At 69.2% G+C, this 24076-nt stretch carries 20 protein-coding genes; 7 read left to right on the forward strand and 13 right to left on the reverse strand.

Going from position 1 to position 24076, the window contains the following annotated elements:
- Window positions 1–11: 11 nt before the first annotated feature.
- The gene (locus ACO073_RS25385; protein ID WP_422001423.1) at window positions 12–1421 is read left to right on the forward strand and encodes a carotenoid oxygenase family protein; all 1410 of its coding nucleotides are present in this window, start codon (window positions 12–14) and stop codon (window positions 1419–1421) included.
- Between the two features lie 74 nt (window positions 1422–1495).
- Here the strand turns inward: ACO073_RS25385 and ACO073_RS25390 are convergent, their stop codons facing one another.
- The 7 genes from ACO073_RS25390 to ACO073_RS25420 form a co-directional block, all read right to left on the reverse strand.
- Window positions 1496–2401, reverse strand: a complete 906-nt coding sequence (locus tag ACO073_RS25390) for an ABC transporter permease (RefSeq protein WP_422001425.1) — start codon at window positions 2399–2401, stop codon at window positions 1496–1498.
- Window positions 2402–2411: 10 nt separating this feature from the next.
- Complete coding sequence (locus ACO073_RS25395) at window positions 2412–3383, reverse strand: ABC transporter permease (protein ID WP_422001427.1); 972 nt, start codon at window positions 3381–3383, stop codon at window positions 2412–2414.
- Between the two features lie 7 nt (window positions 3384–3390).
- The gene (locus ACO073_RS25400) at window positions 3391–4995 is read right to left on the reverse strand and encodes an ABC transporter substrate-binding protein (RefSeq protein ID WP_422001429.1); all 1605 of its coding nucleotides are present in this window, start codon (window positions 4993–4995) and stop codon (window positions 3391–3393) included.
- Between the two features lie 68 nt (window positions 4996–5063).
- Window positions 5064–6056 carry an ABC transporter ATP-binding protein gene (locus tag ACO073_RS25405; protein ID WP_422001431.1) on the reverse strand — a complete coding sequence of 331 codons (993 nt, stop codon included), beginning with the start codon at window positions 6054–6056 and terminating at the stop codon, window positions 5064–5066.
- Window positions 6053–7084, reverse strand: coding sequence for an ABC transporter ATP-binding protein (locus tag ACO073_RS25410; protein ID WP_422001433.1), 1032 nt, complete (start codon window positions 7082–7084; stop codon window positions 6053–6055). The genes ACO073_RS25405 and ACO073_RS25410 overlap by 4 nt, the downstream gene beginning before the upstream one ends.
- 243 nt (window positions 7085–7327) lie before the next feature.
- Window positions 7328–8593 carry an MFS transporter gene (locus tag ACO073_RS25415; protein WP_422001435.1) on the reverse strand — a complete coding sequence of 422 codons (1266 nt, stop codon included), beginning with the start codon at window positions 8591–8593 and terminating at the stop codon, window positions 7328–7330.
- An 89-nt stretch (window positions 8594–8682) separates the two neighbouring features.
- Complete coding sequence (locus ACO073_RS25420; protein WP_422002213.1) at window positions 8683–9537, reverse strand: urea carboxylase-associated family protein; 855 nt, start codon at window positions 9535–9537, stop codon at window positions 8683–8685.
- A 73-nt stretch (window positions 9538–9610) separates the two neighbouring features.
- On the opposite strand from ACO073_RS25420, the gene ACO073_RS25425 reads away from it, so the two are divergent.
- Together ACO073_RS25425 and ACO073_RS25430 are read left to right on the forward strand one after the other, a co-directional pair.
- A complete protein-coding gene (locus ACO073_RS25425) occupies window positions 9611–10270 on the forward strand; it encodes a DUF1028 domain-containing protein (RefSeq protein WP_422001436.1) in 660 nt (219 codons plus the stop codon).
- Entirely contained in the window at window positions 10270–11388 is a 1119-nt protein-coding gene (locus tag ACO073_RS25430) for an NAD(P)/FAD-dependent oxidoreductase (protein ID WP_422001438.1), read from the forward strand. The genes ACO073_RS25425 and ACO073_RS25430 overlap by 1 nt, the downstream gene beginning before the upstream one ends.
- Window positions 11389–11400: 12 nt before the next feature.
- Here ACO073_RS25430 and ACO073_RS25435 read toward each other — a convergent pair whose 3' ends face one another.
- On the reverse strand, window positions 11401–12372 hold the full coding sequence (locus tag ACO073_RS25435) for a substrate-binding domain-containing protein (RefSeq protein ID WP_422001440.1): 972 nt from the start codon (window positions 12370–12372) through the stop codon (window positions 11401–11403).
- 259 nt (window positions 12373–12631) lie between these two features.
- Here ACO073_RS25435 and ACO073_RS25440 point away from each other — a divergent pair, with 259 nt between their 5' ends.
- From ACO073_RS25440 to ACO073_RS25450, 3 genes are read left to right on the forward strand one after another with little or no spacing between them, the layout of a single operon-like run.
- Window positions 12632–13936: an NHLP bacteriocin system secretion protein gene (locus ACO073_RS25440; protein ID WP_422001442.1), complete on the forward strand. Its 1305-nt coding sequence runs from the start codon at window positions 12632–12634 to the stop codon at window positions 13934–13936.
- Complete coding sequence (locus ACO073_RS25445) at window positions 13933–16104, forward strand: NHLP family bacteriocin export ABC transporter peptidase/permease/ATPase subunit (protein ID WP_422001443.1); 2172 nt, start codon at window positions 13933–13935, stop codon at window positions 16102–16104. The genes ACO073_RS25440 and ACO073_RS25445 overlap by 4 nt, the downstream gene beginning before the upstream one ends.
- Window positions 16101–18920 (forward strand): NHLP bacteriocin export ABC transporter permease/ATPase subunit, encoded by a 2820-nt coding sequence (locus tag ACO073_RS25450; RefSeq protein ID WP_422001445.1) that lies wholly within the window; start codon window positions 16101–16103, stop codon window positions 18918–18920. The genes ACO073_RS25445 and ACO073_RS25450 overlap by 4 nt, the downstream gene beginning before the upstream one ends.
- Before the next feature lie 35 nt (window positions 18921–18955).
- On the opposite strand, the gene ACO073_RS25455 is transcribed toward ACO073_RS25450, so the two are convergent.
- Window positions 18956–19807, reverse strand: a complete 852-nt coding sequence (locus tag ACO073_RS25455) for a CmcJ/NvfI family oxidoreductase (protein WP_422001447.1) — start codon at window positions 19805–19807, stop codon at window positions 18956–18958.
- A gap of 160 nt (window positions 19808–19967) precedes the next feature.
- On the opposite strand from ACO073_RS25455, the gene ACO073_RS25460 reads away from it, so the two are divergent.
- Entirely contained in the window at window positions 19968–20306 is a 339-nt protein-coding gene (locus ACO073_RS25460; protein WP_422001449.1) for a Nif11-like leader peptide family natural product precursor, read from the forward strand.
- Between the two features lie 9 nt (window positions 20307–20315).
- Here the strand turns inward: ACO073_RS25460 and ACO073_RS25465 are convergent, their stop codons facing one another.
- The 4 genes from ACO073_RS25465 to ACO073_RS25480 are packed head-to-tail and all read right to left on the reverse strand — an operon-like array spanning window position 20316 to window position 24053.
- Complete coding sequence (locus tag ACO073_RS25465) at window positions 20316–21065, reverse strand: hypothetical protein (RefSeq protein WP_422001451.1); 750 nt, start codon at window positions 21063–21065, stop codon at window positions 20316–20318.
- 15 nt (window positions 21066–21080) lie between these two features.
- A complete protein-coding gene (locus ACO073_RS25470; RefSeq protein ID WP_422001453.1) occupies window positions 21081–22016 on the reverse strand; it encodes an aldo/keto reductase in 936 nt (311 codons plus the stop codon).
- Between the two features lie 50 nt (window positions 22017–22066).
- Window positions 22067–22729 (reverse strand): class I SAM-dependent methyltransferase, encoded by a 663-nt coding sequence (locus tag ACO073_RS25475; protein ID WP_422001454.1) that lies wholly within the window; start codon window positions 22727–22729, stop codon window positions 22067–22069.
- Window positions 22730–22769: 40 nt separating this feature from the next.
- A complete protein-coding gene (locus ACO073_RS25480) occupies window positions 22770–24053 on the reverse strand; it encodes a hypothetical protein (RefSeq protein WP_422001456.1) in 1284 nt (427 codons plus the stop codon).
- Between the last annotated feature and the right edge of the window lie 23 nt (window positions 24054–24076).

A 24076-nucleotide genomic window follows, 5' to 3' on the forward strand; every position in this document is an offset into this window, starting at 1 on the left:
GGGTGGCGAGGATGACGACCGACGCCTACCCGTGGAGCGCGGGCTTTCGTTCCTTCGAGGAAGAACTCGACTACCGGATCGAGGATGTCGAGGGCCAGGTGCCGGCGACCCTGCGGGGCACGCTGTTCCGCAACGGCTCGGGACGCAATGAGCTGGGCGGGAACTGGTTTCCCCACTGGTTCGACGGTGACGGCATGATCTCCGCCCTGCGCTTCGGCGACGACGGCATCCGTTTCCGCAACCGCTACGTCCGCACCGAAAACTACCGCGACGAGACGGCAACCCGCGGCATCCGGCACCGCGGCTTCGGCAAGATGCGGCCCGGCGGGGCCTTGGCCAACGCCTTCCGCCTGCCTGCCAACGTCTCCAACACCTCGGTGGTGATGGACGGCGATCGCCTTCTGTCGCTGTGGGAGGGCGGGCCGCCCACCGTCCTGGATCCGGGAACTCTCGAGACGCGCGGCGTCGAGACGTTCGGCGGCAAGGTCGAGGCCTTCTCCGCCCATCCCAAGCGCGACCCCGACACCGGCGAGCTCTTCAACTTCGGCGTCGACTACGGTGCCAGATGCACACTCACTCCCTATCGCCTCGCTGACGGGAAACTCACGGCACTGCCGAAAATCACGCTGCCCTACGCGGTGATGAACCACGACTTCGTGCTGACCAGGAACTACCTGGCCTTCTGCATCGGGCCGATCCTCTTGACGCCTCTCTCCTTCCTGCTCGGCCTGAGGAGCTTCGACGGCGCGCTGCACTGGGCGGGCGGCAAGCCCACCCTGATCCTGCTGGTCCCGCGCGATGGCGGGCCCTCGCGCATCGTCGAGACCGGCGCCTTCTTCCAGTTCCACTTCGCCAATGGCTACGAGGAGGATGGCGAGCTCGTGCTCGATCTCTGCCGCTATCCCGACTACCTGACGATCGGCCAGTCGCTGCGCGACTACTGGAAGTCGGAATGGCCGGCGCGCGGCACGGCGACCCTGGTTCGCCTCCGGGTCGACCTTTCGACCGGCAGGATCGAGAGCCGAACCTTCGACACCGGCACCGCCAACGAGTTCCCCGTCGTCAACCCGGCCTTCGTCGGCAAGCGTCATCGCTACGCTTACATCGCCTGCAACCCCGCCGACCGTACGCACGGCCTGCAGCAGCAGCTCGCCCGGGTGGATTGCGAGACCGGCGCCGTCGCGCGCCACGATTTCGGGCCGGACGGCTACCCCGGCGAGCCGTTCTTCGTCCCCGCACCGGGCGGAGCGGAGGACGACGGCGTGATCGTCACCCTGGTTTTCGATGCCGGGCGCGATCGCACCGACGTCGTCGGCCTCGACGCCCGCGACTTGTCGTCCAAGCCACTGTTCACGGCACGGCTGAAGCATCACGTGCCGTTCATGCTGCACGGCACGTTCACACCCAGGCTTTTCGACTAGAGCGACATGAGATGGAGTGAAACCGCTTTCGATTCCCCTTCTCCGTCGCCGCCCATTGCCGTCACGGTCTGCGGCTATCGATCCCTGAGCTTGGGATCGATCGCATCGCGCAGGGCGTCGCCGAACAGGCTGATGCCCAGCACCGTCAGCATGATCGCCAGCCCCGGGAAGACCGCGATCCACGGAGCCGTGGTGGCGTATTCTTCCGCCCCGCCCTGCAGCATCAGGCCCCAGGCCGGCACCGGCTCCTGCACCCCCAGCCCGAGGTAGGACAGCGAGGCCTCGGCGAGGATGGCCTGGCCGACGAACGCCGACAGCAGGATCAGGAACGGTGCCACGACGTTGGGCACCATGTGGCGCAGGACGATCCGGGCATGGCCGAAGCCCAGCGCACGGGCGGCATCGACGTAAGGCACCTCGCGCACCGCCAGCGCCGAGGCGCGCACGACGCGGCCGCAGCGCGGCACGAGCGGGATGGTGATCGCGACGATGACGTTGAACACGCCGGTCCCGAACACCGCGACGACGGCCAGAGCCAGGATGATCAGCGGGAACGCCATCATCACGTCGAGCAAGCGCTGGAACAGGAGATCGAACCAGCCGCCGAAATAAGCGCTGCTGACGCCCAGCACCAACCCGATGCCGCCGCCCATGAAGGCGGCACTGAAGCCCACGATCAGGGCGGTGCGCGCGCCGAACACCAGGCGGGAGAAGATGTCGCGCCCGAGCTGGTCGGTGCCGAGCCAATGGACCAGGCTCGGCGCCTCCATCATGGCGCTGAAGTCGTTCTCCTCCGGATCGAACGGCGCGATCCAGGGAGCCAGCACGCCGGCCATAAACATGATGACGACGATCGCCAGGCCGAAGGTGCCGAGCGGCTGGCGCCGCATGAAGTCGAGCGCCCGTCGCCAGGGCGTCCGCCTGGGGCCGAGCGGCTCGTCGACCGGTCCGGCGACGGAAGTGGGAGCGGCGATCGTCATGAACGGACCTTCAGGAGAAGCGGATGCGCGGGTCGAGCCAGGCATAGAGCAGATCGACGACGAGATTGGTGATGACGAAGATGATGACCACCAGCATCACCAGGGCCTGGGTCAGCACGTTGTCCTGGTTTTGCACTGCCTGCACGAACAGGCGGCCGATGCCGTTCAGGTTGAACACCTGCTCGGTGACGACCAGCCCGCCGATCAGGAAGGCGAACTCGATGCCGATCAGGGTCACCACCGGCAGGAGCGCGTTCTTGAGGGCATGGCGGTTGACGATGATCTGCTCGAGCAACCCCTTCGACCGGGCGGTGCGGATGTAGTCCTCGCGCATGACCTCGAGCATGGCCGAGCGCGTCATGCGCATGGTGACCGCCGAGTAGCGATAGCCGACCGTGATCGCCGGCAGCAGGACCATCGAAAGGTTGCGGATGGGATCCTGCCAGAAGGACACGTATTGGATGGGTGGCATCCAGGCCTTGCCGGTCGCGAGGTAGGTGATGTCGAGCACCAGGACCAGGGACATGATGCCGAGCCAGAAGGACGGCGTGGCGATGCCGGCAATGGCCACCATGCGCACCACATGGTCGAGCCAGGTGTTCTCGCGCAGGGCGGAGACCGTGCCGAGCGGGATGGCGATCGCCACGGCGATGACCGTAGCCATCACGGCAATCTGCAGCGACACCGGGAGGCGGGCTGCGATCTCGTGCACGACGGGCTGGCCCGACCACATCGAGATGCCGAAATCGAAGGTGACATAGCTTCCCAGGAAATCGAGAAACTGCACTATCAGAGGATCGTTCAGCCCGAGCTGCTGTCGACATGCCTCGACGGACGCCGGGTCGACGTGCGCGCCGCCCGAGCCGAGGCGAATGACGCAGACATCGCCCGGGATCAGCCGCATCAGCACGAACACCAGAGCGGCGGCCCCCACGAGCGTGGGGACCGCCAGGAGAAGCCGCTTCACGATGTAGCGGTACATGGAAAGGCTACTCGTCCAGCCAGACGTTCGCGAGATCCTGGTTGAGATAGTGGCTCGGGCTGATCTTCCAGCCCTTGACGTAGGACCGCGCCGGCACGATGCGGTACCAGTAGGGAGCCACGATGGCATGTGCCTCGGTGTCCAGCGTGTGCTTCTCGAAGGCCCGCATCGCGGCGCGCTGCTCCTTGGGATCTGTCGCCGCGAGCATCGTGTTGTAGAGCTCGATCGACTTGGGATCGTCGTAACCACCGTAGCTTTCCGGATAGACCTTCTGCGGCAGGTACTTCCCGGTATCGAGCGGCGGATTGACCACGCTCTGGCAATTGGCGTCGACGACCACGTCGAAATTGCCGGTGCGCATGGCCTGGAACCACGGGCCGGTCGGGACGACCTTCTGCTCGACCTCGAGCCCGATCTTCTTCCATTCACCGATCAGCCAGGTACCGACGAACTTGTACGGTTGATCGACGTTGCGGTTGACCAGCTCGAACTTCAGCCCCTCGGCGCCGGCTTCCTTGAGGAGGCGCCGGGCCTCGGCCCGGGATTTCTCGATGTCCGGCCAGTAGCCGGCGAGTTGCTGCAGCTCCTCCTTGGTCGCCGCCAGCGGCGACCCCGGAAAGACGATGCCGCCGACGGTACGGACGATGGCGATCTTGCTGAGCGCCGGCGCCCCCTTCCACTGGTCGACCGCCAGGGCCAGCGCCCGTCGCACGCGGACGTCGTCGAACGGCTTCTTCTTGTGATTGGGCGTGATGATGTTGCCGCAGTTCCAGTCGCTGTCCTGGACCACGATGTCCTTGCCCGCTTCCTTGACGAGCTCGTCGCGGGCCGACGGCGGCATCCCACGGAACTCGATGGCCGCCCGGTTGCCGCGAATCGCATCGACCCGGACCGACTGCTTGGCCGCGAAGATCCCCTCGATGGCGTCGAGGTAGGGCTGGCCCTTGTGATAGTAGTCCGGATTGCGTTGGCCCTTGATCGATTGGCCGATGGCATAGGAGACGAACTTGAACGGGCCCGAGCCCATGATGTTCTTCTCGTACCAGTGGGGGTCCTTGTCGATGATCTCCTTCTTGTAGATCCAGGTGAAGGGATCGGCGAGCGCCGGCAGGAAGGCCGCGGATGGTCTCTTGAGGCGGAATACGACGGTGGTGTCGTCGGGCGCCTCGATCTTGTCGACCATCGAATAGTAGCTGACCCGGGCACTGGTCACGCCCTTGGGCGGGAACACGATCTTGTTCCAGCTCGCCGCGACGTCGCGCGCGGTGAGCCTGCTGCCGTCGTGGAACTTGACGTCCGGACGGATCTTGAAGGTGTAGGTCTTGCCGCCGTCGGCCGGCTTGGGCAGCTCGGTACAGAGGTCGCACACGAACTCCGTCGTCGAGGCCGGATTGTCCGGCGGCACGCGGATCAGCACGCTGTAGTACGGCGCGACGGCATGGACCGTGGCGAAGGTCGTCTCGCGATGGCCGTCGAAGCTCGGCGACGCGTCGGCGGAGATCATGTAGGTGAGAGTGCCGCCCTTCTTGGGGGTCTGCGCTCCCGCGGGAGCCGCCGCCATCACAGCGGCGAGCGCCAGCCCGGCCGTGCCTAGTAGAGTACGCACGTGCATCGCCTCCTCCTTTGCAACTTGTTTTCTGTCGTTTCCTTTCTCGTACGCCCGACGCTTACGCTCCGTGGTTACTGGACTTCGCTGCAAGCCACCCAATGGCGTGGCCGCAACTCCCGCAGTGGCGGCCTTGCCTGACGGCAGCCGTCGACCGCCAGCGGACAGCGCGGATGGAAGACGCAGCCGGATGGCGGGTTGATCGGACTCGGCACCTCGCCGCGCGTCGGCTGGAACGCCCGGCTCGCCTCGATCCGTGGGTCGGGGATCGGCACGGCCGACAGCAACGCCTGCGTGTAGGGATGCATCGGGTTGTCGAACAACTCATCGCTCTCGGCCATCTCGACGATGCGCCCCAGATACATCACGGCCACGCGCTGACAAAGGTGGCGCACGACCGACAGGTCGTGGGCGATGAACAGGTAGGTCAGATGGAAGCGCGCGCGCAGATCCTCGAGCAGATTGACGACCTGGGCCTGGATCGACACGTCGAGTGCAGACACCGCCTCGTCGCAGACGATGAATTCGGGGTCGAGCGCCAAGGCTCGCGCAATGCCGACCCGCTGGCGCTGGCCGCCCGACATCTCGTGCGGATAGCGATCGGCGAACTTCGGATCGAGCCCGCAGACGGAGAGCAGCTCGCGCACCCTGTCGCGGCGTCGCGCCGCTTCGGGCTCGATCCCGTGCACCTTGATCGGCTCGGCGATGATGTCGCCCACCTTCATGCGCGGATTGAGCGAGCTGTAGGGGTCCTGGAAGATGACCTGCACGCGGCGCCTCAGCGCCGTCAGCTCGCGCCGCTCCATTCGATTGATGTCGCGTCCGTCGAACAGGATCTCGCCGGCGGTCGGCGTCTCGAGGCGCAGGATGCAGCGTCCTGTCGTGGTCTTGCCGCAGCCGCTCTCACCGACGAGGCCCAACGTCTCGCCGCGCCCGATGGCGAAGTCGATCCCGTCGACCGCCTTGACGTCGCCGATCCTGCGCGAGAACACGATTCCCTCGGAGATCGGGAAGTGCATGGCGAGCCCGCGCACCTCGAGCAGCGGCTGCGGGGCGGCGGCCGTCATGCCGCAACTTCCCGGGCCGGGCCATCACGCATCGCGACGTCCTGGATCGTGGCGAGCTCGGCGCTGCGGAAGCAGGCCGAGAGATGGCCGCCATCGCCGACCGGCGCCAGCGGCGGCTGCGCCGCGGCGCATTGCGCGACCGCGAACCGGCAGCGCGGCCGGAAGGCGCAGCCGCCGTCGAGCCGGGTCAGGTCGGGCGGCTGGCCCTCGACCGGATCGAGCCGGGCGCGGCGCGGCTGGTCGAGCCGCGGCACCGAGCGCAGCAGGGCCATCGTGTAGGGATGGCGCGGATCGTGGTAGATGGCGTCGGCACTGCCGGCCTCGACGATGCGCCCGGCATACATGACGTTGACCCGGCTGGCGTAGCGCGCGACCACGCCGAGATTGTGGGTGATGACGATCTGCGCCACGCCGAGCTTCAAGGTCAGGGACTTCATCAGCTCGAGGATCTGCGCCTGGATCGTCACGTCGAGCGCCGTGGTCGGCTCGTCGGCGATGATCAGCTTGGGACTGCAGGCCAGCGCGATGGCGATCATCACGCGCTGGCGCATGCCGCCCGAGAGCTGGTGCGGGTACTGCTTCAGCCGGCGCGCCGGATCGGCGATGCCGACCATGGACAGCAGCTCGAGCGCACGGGACCCGGCGGCGGCGCGATCGGCACCCTGGTGCTGCTCCAGCGTCTCGGTGATCTGGCGGCCGATCGTGAGCACGGGGTTGAGCGACGTCATCGGCTCCTGGAAGACCATGCCGATGTCGCGTCCGCGGACCTCGCGCATCTCGGCGTCGGACAGGCCGAGAAGGTCGGTGCCGCCGAACAGGATTTGGCCGCCGGTGATGCGCCCAGGCGGATCGGGGATGAGGCGCAGGATCGACAGCGCCCCCACCGACTTGCCGGAGCCGCTTTCGCCCACGATGGCGACGGTCTCGCCCCCTTCGACCGTGTAGGAGATCCCGTCGACCGCGCGCACCACGCCCGCTCCCGTGCGGAACTCGGTATGGAGATCCTTCACCTCCAGCAATGGCGGCATGCGGTCCGTCTCCCTGGCCGGGTTGCACCAGCGTGCACGACTCCCACAGGCCACTTCTTCCCGTGAAGGCCTCGATTGCCGGCGGAATGTCCCTACGCGAAAGCCTGTTTCCTCATCGAGCGATCCGCCCTGAGTTTCCTCAGCGACGACGCAGCCTCTTTCGGGCTGCAAAAATGCTACGGGACCGCGGCACGCGATGCAAGCCGCGCCGCGCGACGAGGCGCGGCGCGAACAAGGCATTTTCTAGGCGGAAGCGGTCGACGCCGGTGCGTGCGGACGCGCCGCCAGCGCCGCGGCGATCGCCAGCGCGGCCAGCGCCGCGAACAGGACGAGCGAGGCCGTGTAGTCGGCGGTGAGATCGCGCAGCGCGCCTGAGGCGAGCGGGCCGGTGGCCTGGGCGATCACCTGCATCGACAGCGCCACGCCGCGGATCGCGCCGTAGCTCTCACGGCCGAAATAGTCGGCCCAGGCCATCGGCAGCAAGGTCATGATGCCGCCGATGCCGAGCCCGAACAGACCGGCGAACAGATAGGCAGGGATGGCGGCAGCGACACCGACAAGTCCCGCTGTCCCCAATGCCAGCAGGGCCGCAGCGCCCGACAGGGCGAAGCGCACGGGCCAGCGACGCGGCAGGAAGCCGATGCCGAAGCTCGCCACCGAGGACATGGCCGAGAAGAAGCCGATCACGGTCGCCGCGACCATCGGCGAGAGGCCGACCTCGATCAGGTGCGGCGCCTGGTGCAGGCTGACCCCGGCCTGAACGGGGAAGACCAGCACGGTGTAGAGCGAGAGCAGCCAGAAGGCGCGGGTCCGCATGGCCTCGGCCCGGCTGTAGCGCGGCTCGGGCGCGGCCGCGGCCGCTGCGGCGGCCGACAGCCTGTCCGGCACCAGGCCGACATCCTCCGGCCGGCGCACGAGGAAGAGCCACACCGGCAGGAAGCCGACGGCCAGCACCGTGATGCCGATGGCGATCCAGCCGCGCCGCCAGTCGCCGTCGTGCATGGCGAGCTGGGCGATGATGGGGAGGGCGACCAGCCCGGACATCTGCGCCAGGGTGGCGATCGACGTCGCGCGGGCGCGACGCGCCACGAACCAGTTGTTGATCGCGCCGTAGAGGCCGAGCTCGAACGGCCCCGCCCAGACCATGCGCGCGAAGCAGAACAGCAGATAGAAGACCAGCAGCGACTGGGTGAGCGAGAGCGCCATGGTGGCGAGGCCGGTGCTGAGCACGGCGAGGCAGAGGATCAGGCGGGCACCGCGCCGGTCGAGGATCGGTCCGAGGGCCGGCGACACGAAGGCGGCGAGCACGCCGCCCAGCGACACCGCCCCGGCCATCTCGGTCCGCGACCAGCCAAACGTATCGGTCATCGGCACGACGAACACCGAGAGGACGGCCACCGCCGGCCCCTGACGCGCGAAGCCGGCCAGGCAGATGCAGGCCAGCACGATCCAGCCGTAGAAGAACGGCAGGCGTGGCACGAGAAGGCGCGGAAGAAGGGGCGGCCGCATCGACCCTCCCATTTCGGACCATCGGCGGCAGCCCGACAACCCCTATGGCGGCGACCGCATCGAGGGCCGAAAGGCCACCCCTGCTCCGGTCAGCGGCCGTGCGAGCGCGCGTAGGCGTTGCGCTCCGGCGGCCGCCAAGCCGCCAGCGCGCCCTCCCGCGGCCGGTAGATCTCGACCTTGAGCGGATGGCAGCGTGCGGCGTCGCTGGAATGGCTCGAGCCGCAGTCGCCGCCCGGGCAGGCCGACAGCGCGCCGAGCAGGTCGATCTCGGCGAACAGTTCGAGGAAGTCGCCGGGCCGCACCGGGCTCGCCTTCATGAAGTAGCGATGCGCGTCGCGCGTGAAGCCCGTGCACATGAACACGTTCAGCACGTCGTGGACATGCGGCTCGGCCTCGGCGAGCGGCAGGCCGCGATGGTCGGCCAGCGCGCGGGTCAGGTTGGAATGGCAGCAGTGATGGTAGTCGTCACCGCCCAGCAGGCGCTGGGTGTAGGGATCGCAGCGCGTGCCGATGACGTCGTGCACGCCGGCGCCGTCGGCGTCCCAGCCGTACCAGTCGAGCGTGTCGTGCGTGATCGTCGCCAGCGGCCGCAGATGCGGCAGGCTGCTCCACAGGCGATCGCCGGTGCCGACATGGGTGGCGTGCAGCGCCCGCGTCTTGCCGCTGAAGAAGCGCTCGGAGAGATCGCTTGCGTTCCACAGGTTGAGGTCGCCGACCTGCGGCCCCTCGATGCTGACGATGCGGAAGAAGTGCCCGGCCGGCACCTCGAAGGTGCGCGCCTCGCGCGGCGGCACGATCGTCTCGGCGATCCGGGTCATGCCCTCGCGTGCCGACCGGTAGAGCGCGAGGTCGCAGGGTGGGACCCTGTCGACGGCGTAGCAGACGATCGCGGGCGCCGCGCGGCGCCGGTCGGCATCGTCGGGAGGCTGGGTCTGCGGCGGCATTTTCACGGTTCGCTCCGAGGCGGCGGGTCCGGTACAAGCGGTTTAGGACGGCAACACGCTCGAGGAAACCGCCATGACCTACTCCATCGCCGGCCGTTGCCCCCGCTCGGGCATGCTGGGTGCCGTCGTCACCACCTCGTCCATGGCGGTCGGCAGCCGCTGCGCCTGGGCCGAGGCAGGGGTCGGCGCCGTCCTGACGCAGCACCGCACCGACCCCCGCCTCGGCCCCCGGCTGCTCGAACGGCTGCGCGGCGGCCAGTCGCCCGAAGAGGCCGTGCGGGCCCTCGAGGCCCAGGAAGACGGGCTGGGCTGGCGACAGCTCGCGGTGATCGATGCCGGTGGCCGCGCTGCGTTCCTCAACGGGGCGATGATCGCGTCGGTGCACAAGGGCCGGGTCGGCCACGATTGCGTGGCCGCGGGCAACATCCTGCGCACCACCGCCGTCGTCGACGCCATGATCGAGAGCTTCGAGGAGCACGGCGATCAGCCGCTGCCGGAGCGCCTGCTGCGCGCCATCGAGGCGGGCAATGCGGCCGGCGGCGAGCTGAAGCAGGTGAAGTCGGCGGCCCTGCTGGTCATGCACCGCGAGAGCTTCGCCTATGTCGACCTGCGCGTGGATCTGAGCCCCCGGCCGCTCGAGGAGCTGCGTTTCCTGTGGGAGCTCTACCAGCCGACCGCCGACGAGTATGTCGGCCGCGCGCTCGATCCCGGCGCCGCGCCGCGCGCGATCTGATGGCCGGCACCCGGCGCATCGTCATCTGCGGCGGAGGCGCCATCGGCTGCGCGATCGCCCTGTTCGCCAGCCGCCGCGGCGCGCACTGCACCGTCGTCGAGCGGCACGCGGTGGCGGGCGCGGCTTCCGGCAAGTCGGGCGGCTTCCTGGCGTTCGACTGGTGCCGCGGCACGCCGCTGGATCGCCTCGCGCGACGCAGCTTCCAGCTCCATGCCGAACTCGCCGACACGTTGGGCAATCCCTGGGGCTATCGCCGCCTCACCACGTTCGCGGGCCACGCCCACGCCCGCAATGAGGGCGGAGGTGACGGACCCTTGTCGTGGCTGTCGGCGGGTGTCGCGCTTTCCGGCGAGATCGGTTCGACGGACACCACGGCGCTGGTCGAGCCGCATTCCTTCACGGCGGGCCTCCTCCAGGCCGCCGGCTATCACGGCGCCGTCCTGCGCCCGGGAACGGTCGTCGATCTCGTGCGCGACGACGACGGGACCGTAAGCGGCGTCCGGCTGGAGGACGGCGAGACCGTCGACGGCGACGCGGTGGTGATCGCCATGGGCCCGTGGTCGATCCTGGCGACGCTCTGGTTGCCCCTGCCGGCCGTGTACGGCTTCAAGGGCCACAGCCTCGTCTTCCGGACCGCGCAGCCCCTTCCTCCGGAGGCGCTGTTCCTCGAATACCGGGAAACCGGCGGCGAGCTCCTGACACCCGAGATCTTCCCCCGGGCCGACGGCACGACCTGGGCGTGCGCCGTCTCGAGCACCGCGTCCCTGCCGCTCGATCCCGCCGCCGTCGGCCCCGACGCGGGCGCCCACGCCCGACTCGAGACGCTGTGCCGCTCGATCTCGCCCGCCCTCGCCGGCGCCGAGATCGTGAGGCGCCAGGCCTGCTTCCGGCCGGTCACCGATGACGGCCTGCCGCTGATCGGCGCGGTGCCGGGCGTTCCCGGCGCCTATGTGGCGACCGGGCACAGCGTCTGGGGCATGCTGAACGCGCCGGCCACCGGCGAGGCGATGGCCGAGCTGATGATCGACGGCCGGACGAGCCGCGTCGACCTCAGCCCGTTCGCGCCGGGCCGCCTGCCCGCCTTCGACGCGGCGAGGCTCCGCACCGCATCGCGGTGAGCCTCGGCTGCGTCAGCGCCGCGTTTCCCGCGCCGGCGGCAGGCAGCACAGCATGGCCTTCAGTCCCGTCCAGTAGGCGTCGACATTGTCCTTGTCGATGATGCGCGTCGGCAGGATGACCCGCCCGTCGGGCGGGATGGCGGACTTGCGGCCCTCCATGTAGCGGGCCAGCGCGGTCATGCCGAGATAGCCCCATTCGTAGGCCTGCTGCACGACGGTGCCGACGATCGTTCCGTCCTTCACCCCGCCCAGGGTGACCGGGTCCTCGTCGAAGGCCACGATCCTGACGCGCCCGAGCTGGCCCGCCGCCCGCACCGCGTCGAGGATGATCGGCGCGTTGTAGTCGTAGAAGCCGACCATGCAGTTGATGTCGGGCCGGGCCAGCGTGTCCGCGACGTTGCTCCGGGCGCGGGCGTGGTCGAAATCGTCCGCGAGCACGTCGACCAGCTCGACGTTCGACCCTTTCAGCGCCTCCCGGACCCCGGCGATGCGATCGGCCGCATTCTCGACCCGCAGCAGGCCGATGAAGCCCATGCACTTGCCGCCGCCCGGCAGTGCCCTGCGCAGCAACTGGCCGGCCTGCTTGCCGGCCTGGACATTCGACGATCCGAAGTAGGCGACCCGCTTGCTGCTGGGAGCGTCGCTGTCGGTGGTGAACAGGGTGGCCTGCCCGGCGATGCGGTCGAGTGTGCCGACCATGTCCTTGGTGTCGACGGGACTGACGACGATGCCGGAGACCCCTGCCCCGACGAGCTCGTCGAGCAGGCGCGTCTGCGCGGCGACCGTCGGCTCCTTCAGATACCGGAAGACGAGCCTGTAGTTCGGCAGTTCGCTCTGCGCCTTGCGGACGCCGGCCTCCGCCGGGCGCCAGAAATTGGTGCTGCTGTTGGTGACGAAGGCGAGCGTCGTCTTGTCCGGCGTCTCGGCGCCCGCGGGAAGAGCGCAGACTGCCGCCGCGGCGATGGCCAGGAACAGCTTTCTCACGATCGTCCTCCTCTCGGCGCGAACGTCACCCAGCTACAATAGGCGCTCGGGGACACTCGGGACAGGGCGGCAACCGATTTCAGTCCGGCCGACACGCACGCCGGTTCGGGGAAAGACGATTGTGGAGCCATCGGCGCGGCGGCATAGTGCGGCGAAGCAAAATTGCAGATGGCATCGGCAGAGCCGGCATTTCTGACCAACCACAGGGCGGCGGGCGAGCGGGAACGATGGCGCTCCAATCCACGAGCGGAAGCAATCCATGAGCGATGCGGCGGCGGCGGCGCGCCCGGCGGCCGGCAAGGGCGTCTCGGGACGGTTCAAGGAGCCGGCGCTCAAGGGCCTCAACACTTCCGACCAGTTCGACCAGCGCATCCGGGTGATTCCGCCGGCCACGCGCCTGCTCGCCGCCTCGACCGCCATCGTCTGCGTCGCCGCGCTGATCTGGGCGGTGTTCGGATCGATCCCGACGCGGGTCATCGGGCGTGGCGTGGTCCTGTCGGATCAGGAAGGAAACTTCTCCATTGCCGCGATCGCCGCGGGCCCCGTGGTCGAGATGCTCGTGAAGCCGGGAGACCACGTCGTCGCCGGCCAGCCGATCGCCATCATCGAGCAGAAGCTGCTGCTCACCCGCATCGAGAGCGCCCTGGCGGAGGTCGAGCGACTGGAGGCGAATCTCGCCCTGCTGCGGACGGCCAATTCCGCGCAGATCGCCAGCAGCGACGAGGCCGCCGAGCGCCAGCTGGCGGCGATCGCCGAGCAGGTTGCCGCCAACGAGGTGCGCCGCGACCGGCTGCGCGAGCTCGTCGCCGCCTACAGCGGCCTGCGCGGCCGGGGCATGATCTCCCAGAGCGAATTCATCGCCAAGCAGGAGCAGTACGACCTGACCGCACTCGAGCTGGCCAACGCCAGGGCGAGGAAGGTGGAGGTCGAGCTGGCGGCGGCCACCAAGCGCGACACGCTTGCCGACGTCGAGCGGCAGAAGCAGGCCGAGATCGATCTCAGGAAGGCCGGCGTCGATCGCCTGCGCGTCGAGATGGAGGTCGGCTCGTTCATCAGGTCGCCGATCAGCGGCATCATCCGCGAGATCCGCCGCGGCCGGGGCGACGTCGCCGCCGCCGGATCCGTCGTGGCCACGGTCGGGCCGGACCGGCAGACCGACTTCCACGTGATGGCCCTGCTGAGGGGCAAGACGCGAAAGCGGGCGGCGCCGGGCATGGAGGCGCACATCGTGCCCGACAGCATCAAGAAGGAAGAATACGGCTCGATGAAGGGGCGCGTGACCGCCGTCTCCGACGAGGACGTCTCCCTCGAGCATGTCGACCAGATCGTCCACAACGACCAGCTCACCAAGAACCTGTTCGGCGACGAGCCGGCGCTGCTCGCCTCCATCGAGCTGTTCCCCACCAGGGACAATCCCAGCGGCTTCGAATGGTGGAGCGGGACCGGGCCTCCCTACAAGATCACGGCCGGCTCCGTCGCCACCGTCGACATCATCGTCGAGCGGGTAAGACCGATCACCCTGATCATTCCGGCGCTGCGCAAGCTGCTCAGCATCGAGGGATGACGCTGCGGCTCCTCTTCTGGAAGCGCCGGGTCCGAACGCCAACCGTCTTCCAGATGGAGGCGGTGGAGTCCGGCGCGGCCGCGCTCGGCATCGTGCTCGCCTATCACGGAAGGCGCGTGCCGCTCGAGGAGCTGCGCGCCGCCTGCGGCGCCTCGCGCGAAGGCAGCAAGCCCGAGGATCTCATCCGGGCGGCGAAAGGCTACGGCCTCGAGACGGTCAGCGAGAACCGGCAGGCGGAGGAGGTCCTGCGTGGCCCCTTCCCGGTGATCGTGCCGTGGAACGTCGATCAGTTCGTCGTGGTCGAGGGCACCTCCGGAAGCAAGGTGCACCTGAACGACCCCGCGACCGGTCCGCGCGACGTGGCCCGCAAGGAGTTCGGCGACGGTTTCAGGGGCGTCTCCCTGCGGTTCCGCAAGGGGGCCACCTTCCGCCGCGGCGGCGCCGAACCCGGCCTGGCGGCCAAGCTGGGCCGCCGCCTGCAGGGGCTGAGCGGCACGATCGGCTTCATCGCCTGGATCAGCCTCATGCTGGTGCTTCCCGGCCTGATCGTCCCGGCCATGACCGCCGTGTTCGTCGACAATATCCTGATCCGCCAGTTCGAGGGCTGGCTCGGCCCGATGCTGATCGGGCTGGGCGCCACGGCGGTGATCAACATCGCCCTGCGCTGGCTGCAGGGCGTCTCCCTGCTGCGCCTCGAGCTGCGGCTCGCCCTGGAACAGTCGGCGAAGTTCGCCTGGCACGTGCTCAGCCTCCCCATCTCCTTCTTCTCCCAGCGTTTCACGGGAGATCTCGCGAGCCGGGTCGAGGCGAACGACAGGGTGGCCACCCTCCTCGCCCGCGACTTCGGCAACACGGCCGCCGGCTGCCTGACGGCGGCCTTTCTGGGCACCGTGATGATCTTCTACGATACGGTCCTGGCCGCAATCGTGCTCGGCGGAGCCGCCCTCAACATCGTCGGCCTTCAGGTGCTCCGTCGTTCGCTGTCGGACATCGCGCTCCGCCTGCAGACCGAGCAGGGCAAGCTCTTCTCGACATCCGCGGTCGGCCTGCAGGCGATGGAGACGCTCAAGGCGACCGCCGGGGAGGACGCCTTCTTCTCGAAGTGGGGCGGCTACCACGCCCACGCCATCAATTCCGAGCAGAGGCTGGCGATGCTGCAGGGCGCCATATCCCTGCTGCCGGCCATGCTGCTCAGCCTGACGTCCGCCGCCGTGCTGGGCGTCGGCGCGCTGCGCGTGATCGACGGGCATCTGAGCATCGGCATGCTCGTCGCCTTCCAGGGCCTGCTGATCACCTTCTCGGCGCCGATCCAGGACCTGGTCGGCGTCGCCGGCAAGGTACAGCAGGCCTCGGCCGACCTGTCGCGGCTCGACGACGTGCTGCACCACAAGCGCGACTGGCGCTTCACCGAGGAACCGGAGGCGCCGCCCGGCGCACGGGCCGCCGGTCGCCTGTCCCTGCACGGCGTGAGCTTCGGCTACAGCAGCTCGGGGCCGCCGCTGATCGAGGATTTCCATCTCGAAGCCGAGGCCGGGCAGTGGGTGGCGCTGGTGGGCGAGTCCGGCAGCGGCAAGTCCACGCTGGGCAAGCTCGTCACGGGCCTGTTCGAGCCGCAGGAAGGGCAGATCCTGATCGACGGCTACAGCCTGCGCTCCTGGGGACGCGAACGCCTGTCCAACATCGTCGCGTCGGTCGACCAGGACATCCGCCTGTTCAGCGGCACGGTGCACGACAACGTCACCCTGTGGGACGACACCGTCGAGCACGGCCGCCTGGTCGCGGCCGTCGACGATGCGGGCCTGACCTCCGCGGTCCAGAATCTCTCCGGAAGCTTCCAGGGAATCATCGAGGAAGGCGGCCGCAACCTCAACGGCGGCCAGCGCCAGCGCGTCGAGATCGCGCGCGCCCTGGTCCGCGAACCGGCCGTCCTGGTGCTCGACGAGGCGACCGCCGCCCTCGATGCCGCGAGCGAGCACGAGATCCTCACGGCGGTGCGCCGTCGCGGCATGACCTGCATCCTCGTGGCCCATCGCCTGAGCACGATCCGCGACTGCGACGAGATCATCGTGCTCGAGCGCGGCAAGGTGGTCGAGCGCGGGAACCACGCCTCGCTGATGGCGCAGGCCGGCGCCTACGCGCGCCTGATCCACGCCGAGCTCGCGACATGAACACGCCGGACTTCCCCGGCATCGTGACGCGGTCCGTGGAGCTCGCGACGCTCGCCGCCCCGGCGCGCCTGGCGCGGGCCTCGCGGCTCTATGCGATCGTCGTCGACGCCGACGGCACGGCCGGCCGGCGGCATTTCGTGGCGGAGCTGCCGGCGGGCGCGGCCGTCTTCGCCGTCGCGGCCCCCGGCGTGTCGTTCGTGCTGGTCGAGCAGGGCGCGCCGGACGCCGAAGCCATGCTCGCACCCGGCCCTCTCGACGCGGCCGCCCTCGACGCCTGGCACGGCGCCCTGCTGTCCTGGCCGGGATTCGCCCGCAGCGGCAGCGACGCCGCCCTGATGGTCGCGGGCGAGGACCGGACCCTGGAGGCAGGCGCCGTGGTCACGGCGCGCGAGGTCGTCTGGCTGCGGGCGCAATCGCCCCTGCTGCGCTACCCGGCGATGGCCGGGAATGCACCGTCGGCGGCCCAGTCCCTCCTCGTCCTCGCGGACCAGATCCTGGTCGAGGCGATCGAGGCCGGCGCGGTCCGCGCGCTCACGTCGGCATCGCTCCTCGCCGAATGCGCCCCGGCGACACTGGGCGCACCGTCTTCGGTGCTGGCCGTCCGCATCGCCGCTTCGCTGCTCGAGGACGACGCGGCCATGGCCCGGCGAGCCGAAGAGCGCCTGGCCCGCGACCAGACCGAGGTCTCCCTCGCCCTGCAACGCCTGAGCGACGCGGCGGCCCTGCGTCCCGCGCCCGTCGCGACCGCGACCGCGGGCGGGATCCCGGACCCGCTGACCGGCGCGCTCAAGATCATCGCCGAACAGGAAGGCTTCGATCTCCATCTTCCCCAGGACGACGATCGTACCGCGTCGGTGATCGATCGCCTGGAGCGGTTCGCCAACGGCAGCGGGTTCAGGTTCCGTCCGATCGCCCTGGACAGCGACTGGTGGAAGGAGGAAGGGCCTTCCTTCCTGGCCATCGAGGCGGCCGGCGAGCGGCCGCGGCCGGTCGTCTGGAGGCGCCGGCGCTGGCGTCTCGTCGACCCCCAGACGCGGGCCGAGACCGTCATCGACCAGGCGGTGGCCGCCACGCTGCTGCCGCGCGGCTACATGGTCTATCCGGTGCTCCCCGATCGCGTCACGCCGCGCCAGATCTGGCAGTTCACCGCGTTCGGCGCGCGGGGCGACATCGCCCGGCTGATGGTCGGCGCGGCGGCCGCGGTGCTCTCGAGCCTCCTGGTCCCGGTCGCCACCGGGGCGGTGCTGGGCTTCGCGGTTCCCGACGGCCGGACATCGCTGCTGGGCGACATGATGATCCTGATGGTGGCGGCCTCGATCGGCAATGTCGGGTTCCAGATCGTGCGGGCGGTCGCCATGACCCGGCTCGGATCCTACATCGACCGACGCCTCCAGCCGGCGGTCTGGGACCGCGTGATGCGCCTGCGGACGTCGTTCTTCCGAGGCTATTCCGTCGGCGATCTCACGATGCGCATCCTCGGGATCGACACGATCCGCCGCATCGTCGCCGGCACGACCCTCAACGCTCTGATCGGCGGCGTCTTCTCGGTGGCGAACCTCGGCGTCATGCTGATCTACGACGCCTCGCTGGCCGCCTTCGCCCTCCTCTACACGCTGGTGGCCGCAGCCTTCCTGTTCTTCCTCGGCCGCCGGAAGATGCGTCTCGACCGGCTGGTCCTGGAGCGCAAGGGCGTCGTCACCGGCCTGCTGATGGAGATCCTGGGCGGCATCGCGAAGCTGCGCGTGGCCGCCGCCGAGCTGCGCGCCTTCTCGCGCTGGTCGAGCGCCTTTGCCGAGCAGCGCGCCCTCGACGGCCGCTCCGGACTGGTCGGCTCCTGGCAGATCGTCACCTCGACCAGCCTGCCCATCCTGGGCACGCTCTGCGTCTTCGCGATCGCGGCGGGCGGCGACCATCTCGTCGAGGTCGCGGCGTTCGCGGCCTTCAACAGCGCCTTCGCCCAGTTCACCGCCGCCATCCTCAACCTCGCCTCCTCGCTCAATCTCGCGATCTCGGCGGTGCCGCTCTTCGCCCGTATCCGGCCGGTCTTCGAGGCCCCCCTCGAGGTCGACGACAGGCGCGCCGATCCCGGCCCCCTGAAGGGCCACGTCGCCGTCCGGAACCTGTCCTTTCGCTACGACAAGGACGGGCCCTGGACGCTCGAGGGCATCGACTTCGAGGCCCGCCCGGGCGAGAGCGTGGCGATCGTCGGGCCATCGGGCTCGGGCAAGTCCACGCTCCTGCGCCTGCTCCTCGGCTTCGAGACTCCGGACCGCGGCAGCGTCTTCTTCGACGACAAGGATCTCGAGACGCTCGACCTGCGCCTCGTCCGCCGCCAGATCGGCACCGTGCTGGAGACGGCCGGCCTGGTGCCGGGAACGATCTTCGAGAACATCGCGGGCAGCGCACCGATGGACCGCGAGCAGGTGATGGAAGCCACGCGGCTGGCCGGCCTCGAACGAGACATCGCCGCCATGCCGCTGGGCCTCGACACGCTCGTCACCGAGGGTGGCGGGCAGCTCTCGGGCGGCCAGCGGCAGCGCGTGATGATCGCGCGCGCACTGGTCAACCGCCCCCGCGTGATCTTCTTCGACCAGGCGACCAGCGCACTCGACAACCGTACCCAGGCGATCGTCGGCCGCAGCCTGGCGGCGATGAACGCGACGCGCGTCATCATCGCCCACCGGCTGAGCACCATTCGCGGCGCCGATCGCATCGTGGTCCTTGAGAAGGGGCGGGTCGCGGAAACCGGAACGTTCGACGAGCTGGTGGGCCACGACGGCGCGTTCCGCCGGCTGGTCCAACGCCAGCTTCTGTAACGGTCCTACGGCCGTCTCGGCGCCGCCGCGGGGCGTCAGGCCGGGAAGCAGATTGTCCGGATTTCGAAGCTCTGGCGCGGCGCCGCGTCGGGGCCGCTGGTCGGGTCGGCAAAGGCTGCGTGAGGCGTGAAGCGCGCGCCCGAGCGCCGGGAATCGCAGATCTTGAAGATCAGCACCTCGTCCGGCTGCATGCGCGGGAACCGGTACCAGCAGTGCGCCGGATTGTAGGCGAGGTTGTAGCCGCCCTTGGACAGGATCGTCGCGCCGACCGAATAGCGCGTCTCCATGGGAATGAAGTCGCCGTCGTCGACGCTCGCGGCGTCGCATACGGCGAGCGGCATGCGCTCGATCGGTGCGATCGGACGCCAGACGTTGACGCTGACGAAGCGCCGCCGAAGCAGCTCTTCCGCGCGATCCGGCGCGAGCTCGCCGATATGGGCCCGGATGCCCGCCTCGTCGAAGTCGACATGGGCGCCGGCGCTGATGGCGGGGCCGCCCCGGCCGTAGTCGCGCGCCGCGCCGGGCCCGCGGCCGCGCGCCAGCACGGCGGGATCGTCCGACCGCAGGACCGGGCCGAACACCAGCACCTCGTCAGCGCCGATCACCTCCCGCAGCATCGCCTGGATCTCCGGGACATAGACTGTCTCGACCTCGGTCTGGTCGAAGAAATCCGTCATCGCCGTCGGCCGGCGCAGCAGCACGACCCCGTTGCGGTCGAGCGAGAGCGGCGGATCGGCCAGCCGTCCGTCGCGGACCGCCACCGGCCGCGGATCGAGCACGAAGTTGGTCTTCGAGTAGTCCGACAGGTCGAGGACGGCGGTCCCATCCGGCTCGGCCTCCCGCCGGTCGTGATAGTTGATCGTCGCTTCGATCTCGGCACCAGCCATCGGGCGGCTCCCCACGCGGCCGTTCGATGGGCCGACGCGATTATGTCGCCGGCCCCTCGGCGCGACAACGGTCCCGCGCCGAGGTCCAGCCACTCGATGGACGTTGAAGTTTGCCGCCCCGCCCTCGAAACTGGCCCTCGATGCAGCAGGAGACGAGGCGATGAGCCGGCAGGAGATCGAGCGCTTCGCGACCGATCTGAAATCGAATGCGGCCCTTCGTGCCGAGGCCGAGGCCGTGCAGGCCGGAGCGTCCAACGGATTCCTGCTTGCGACCGCCGTGTCGTTCGCGGCACGCCGCGGCTATCGCTTCACCGTCGAAGAGGCGAAGGCGCACACGAGAGAACGCGCGCAGGCGGTCGGCCGGACTCTCGATGACGCCGAGCTCGACGGGCCGTCGGGAGGACCCTGCTGGTACTGGTCGATCCTGCTGGTCGGCGAGCAGGGCCAGTCGGCTTTCGACCACGGACGATACTGGTCGGTCGGGCCGCTGCGGACCTGACGGCCGGCCTCACGGGACCGGCCGGCAGAGAAGCTGGAGCGTGTGATCGCGCCACTTGTACTCGTCCAGGATCTCGAAGCGGCAGACGCGCAGCAGGGCCCGGAAGGCGTTGTCGCTGTAGAAGAACCAGTTCGGGCCGCAGCTCAGCTCGCCGTCTTCCACGTACTGCGGGGCCTCGCGGTGGTCGGGCCGCGGCGACATGTGGTCGATGTCCTTCCAGCCGGGATGTGCGCCGAACCTGTCCTGGTAGTGCTTGCCGATCACCCTGCGCTCGGCCTCGGTCATCGCCGGCAGGAACACGACGCCGCAATCGGGCAGCGCCACGGTGCCGAACTCGTTGGTCACCTTGCCCGGAAACGTGATCGTGTTGGTGATCAGATGCTCGCCGACGATGGCGCGAAGCGCCCATAACGCATCCGGCGGGGACGCGAGGTGGTAGAGGATGCCGGTGCTGTACACGACGTCCACCTGTCCCAGGCGCGTCAGGCTCTCCCGCGAGCGTATGTCCAGGTCCCCCACTTCCCTGAAGGCGGGCAGTCCCAGCAGCGCGCACTTCTGGCGGAAGAGGTCCCATTCGAAGTAGGTGGTGGGCATGATGTCCGCCATCGCGCAGGACCGGGCGCCCACCCGGTGGGCGAAGGTGACGCGTTCGTTGGTGGCCCTGTGGCCGATGCCGCCGATGTCCATGAACGACTTGCCCGGAACGACGCGGGCAATCCACTCGTCCGTCCGGTCGCGGGGCTCGATCGTGGTCTTCATGTCCCGTCCCTTCGGCTACGGCGCGCTGGCTTCGTCGAGCGCGGCCAGCGATTCCTCGTCGAGCGTCAGCCGCGGCGCCGCCAGCACCTCCCCGAGCTGATCCAGGTTCGTGGCGCTCACGATCGGCGCGGTGATCGACGGCCGATGGAGCAGCCAGGCGAGCGCCACCGTGGCGCTGCTCGCTCCATGCTTCCGGGCCGCCGCGTCGACCGCCTTCAGGATGCCGAAACCCCGGTCGGTCGCATACTTGCGGACGGTCTGGCTGGACCCCCGGACGCTCTTGCCGAAATCGGTGTCCGACCGGTACTTGCCCGTGAGGAAGCCGGCGGCCAGCGGATAGTAGGGAATGACGCCGATCCCCTGGCGTCGGCATTCCTCCTCCAGGGCGCCTTCGAACAACGGCCGCTCGAGCAGGTTGTAGTGCGGCTGCAGGCTCTGGTAGGCGGGCAAGCCGTTCTCGGCGGCGATCCTGGCGGCCTCCGCCAGCCGGGCCGCGTCATGGTTGGACGCGCCGATGTGGCGGATCTTGCCTTCCCTGATCAGCGCGCCATAGGTCGAGAGCGTCTCCTCCAGCGGCACCTCGTGATCGTCCCGGTGCGACTGGAAGAGGTCGATATAGTCGGTGCCGAGACGCGCGAGCGAATTCTCGACCGAGGACCTCAGGCGGTCCCGCGAGAGGACGGTGCATTTCGTGGCGATCTGAAGCCTTTCCCGCTTGCCGGGGTTCCTCCTCAGCCAGGTGCCGATGAAGGTTTCCGACCGGCCCCATTCGCTGTTCGGCGCCCAGTAGGTGTAGCTCTCGGCCGTCTCCACCAGCGAGAAGCCGGCATCGACGAACGCATCGAGGAGCCGATGGGTCATCGCCTCGTCGATCGTCCAGCCGAACACGCTGCCGCCGAGCGCGATCGGCAGGAACTCCAGCGTGCTGTGGCCCAGTCGGCGCTTCTTCATGATCCCAGCCCTCGCCGGTCGCCGTCGGCCGCAGGGCCGCCGGCGGCCCTCTATTTTGTGACCTCGAACACCATCGATTCCAGTCGCAGGAAGCCCGCCGGCATGCGCCCTTCGTTCTCGAGGTCGCGCAGGCAGTCGACGGAACTCTCCTGCAGGCCGCACTTCCGCAGGTCGGAGAATCCGGCGAGCCGCAGAGACTGAACGAGGGTCTTCTCGTCGTAGATGAAGGTGTGTCCCCAATCCCGCACGAAATTGTTGATCAGGAAGGTCACGTTGGTCGGATCGGGAATGCCCGGCGTGTTCGTTTCGGCGGCCCAGCGAATGTAGGCCTCCTGCAGCGGAGACTTGTCCGGCCGGCGAAGGTCGAGCAGGAAATCGAGATCGGGCGTGGAGACCCGAAGCACGCCCCCGGGCTTCAGCACCCGCCGGCATTCGCGCAGCATGCGGAGGCCGGCCGCATGGGAAATGTGCTCGATCATGTGCTCGCTGAAGACGTACTCGAACGTCTCGTCCGCGAACGGGAAGCTCCGCGAGGCGTCGAACCAGTAGACGGGAAGCGCGGGGTCCTGGATGTAGGTATCGGCGTTCAGCCATCCTGGGAGGATGTGCCTGCCGCATCCGACGTGAAGCTTCGGCGCCGCCGTCCGCGACAGGTAATCGCGCAGGAGCCGCTGGTTGCGGTGATGCTGGACGAGCCGCTTCGCGATCCTCATCGGCTGCCCGTCCCCGGGCGAGAGGCAGACGGCAACGGCGTCATGTCAGGATCCGGCTCAGGATGCCGCACAGGGTCTCGCGATTGTGCGCCGCCTGGCGTCGCGCCGCTTCCTGCGTGCGTTCGCGGAGCTGTGCGTAGGCCGCCTCGCTCAGGGTCCGGGCGGCGGCGAGGCCGGCGGCGAGATCCTCGCCCGGATAGCAGACCATGAAGCCGAGATCGAACCGTCGGGCGATCGCCTCGTGGACGATCATCGGAACGCCGAGGCCGAGCGACAGGGGGATCGCAGCCGGCGTCCGCGTCCGATAGTCCCCGGCTGAGATGCGGTCGTCGACAAGGGGCAGCAGAAACCGGCTTCGGCGCAGCCGGTCGACGAAGTCGCCGTAGGACAGGTAGCCGGTGAAGCGGACCCTGTCCTCGAGGCCGCAGGCCGCGAGGTCCCGGATCAGGCGCGCCATGTTGGGATCGGCAGTGGCATATCGGCTGCCGCCGAGGACGAGCACGCTTTCGCCCGGCGCCAGGTGCGCGCAGGCGCTGAGAAGCGAGGAGACGGCCTTGCTCCGGTAGTCGATCGATCCCGCGAAGACGAACTCGTCGGGCGGCGGCGGCGGCGCCGGCCCGTCGTGAGGCACGAACGGCACGATCCAGGAAACGCCGGGGCAGCGTGGCCGAAGAGCCTCGGCGGCCTGGCGCGAGAAGGTGAGGATCGCATGCCGCCCCGAGCGCGTATGGCGGGCCAGGTCGGTGCGCACGGGCGGGCGGCGGCGCAGCGCCATGCCGTTCGGCCCCCGATAGGTCGCGCCGCGGTCGGTGCTGGCGAAGACCAGCCGGCGCCCGTCCTCCCACAGGACCAGACGGCTGCCCTTCCGCATCCAGCGGCGCTTCCGGCGCAGCCGGCCCTGCCAGTAGAACGTGCCGTCGGGAAAGAGATTGAGCGTTCCCCAGCCGGCGGCGTGCCGGCCGTCGAAGCTCGCCTCCGGGCGGCGTCCGGCCCACTGGACGGGATCGTGCACGACGCTGATCGACGGCCGGCCCGTCCGTTCCACCAGCTCCAGCCCCGGCAGCGGCCGGAACATGTCGAGCCGGTTGTAGCCCACGTGCATCAGGGTGCCGATCACCACCAGGTCGTAGCGGTCGAAGGGGATGTCCCCCAGGCGCTCGACCGGCAATCGTCGGATCCCGAGCATCGCCAGGGTCTCGAGATGCCCGGGCGTGTCCGGGCAGGCGATATCCACCGCGTAGCCGAATTCGCCGAGCAGGTTCACCCAGGCGGGAAAGACTTCCCAGTGATAGGGACAGCACTCGATCAGCAGGCAGGATGGCAAGGTGTGAAATCCCCCCCCCGACC

It is taken from the genome of Reyranella sp. (assembly GCF_965229815.1).
Lineage (GTDB): Bacteria > Pseudomonadota > Alphaproteobacteria > Reyranellales > Reyranellaceae > Reyranella.